Source organism: Rhizobium ecuadorense, from assembly GCF_001187535.1.
Classification (GTDB): Bacteria; Pseudomonadota; Alphaproteobacteria; order Rhizobiales; family Rhizobiaceae; genus Rhizobium; species Rhizobium ecuadorense.
Window position 1 is genome coordinate 1 of record NZ_LFIO01000491.1, and the last position, 289, is coordinate 289.

Below are 289 nucleotides of genomic sequence, written 5' to 3' on the forward strand. Positions count from 1 at the left end.
CGAGCCAGGACGCTTTGCTGCCTATCAAACGAAGGGCTGAAACGCTGACGGAATTGGATAACGCGATGCAACTGCGAGAAATGGGTGAACAAGACTGCCTCGCCTTTCTGGCAGGCCACACCCGTGGCCATCTGGCATGCCTGGGCGAAAAATATCCCTATATCGTTCCCATTCAGTATGCCTATGAAAAAGGCCGGCTTTTCATATTTTCCATGCCGGGCCTGAAGATTGATCTATTGCGGGCCCATTCGCCAGCCTGTGTTCAGGTTGAAGAATTTGGCGAAAACCG

Annotated in this window: 1 protein-coding gene; it reads left to right on the forward strand. The window is 52.2% G+C overall.

What is annotated here, in order from left to right; all coding sequences use genetic code 11:
- Nucleotides 1-65 precede the first annotated feature (65 nt).
- The coding region (locus AF337_RS11535) for a pyridoxamine 5'-phosphate oxidase family protein (RefSeq protein WP_193393599.1) at nt 66-289 on the forward strand (224 nt) is incomplete at its 3' end.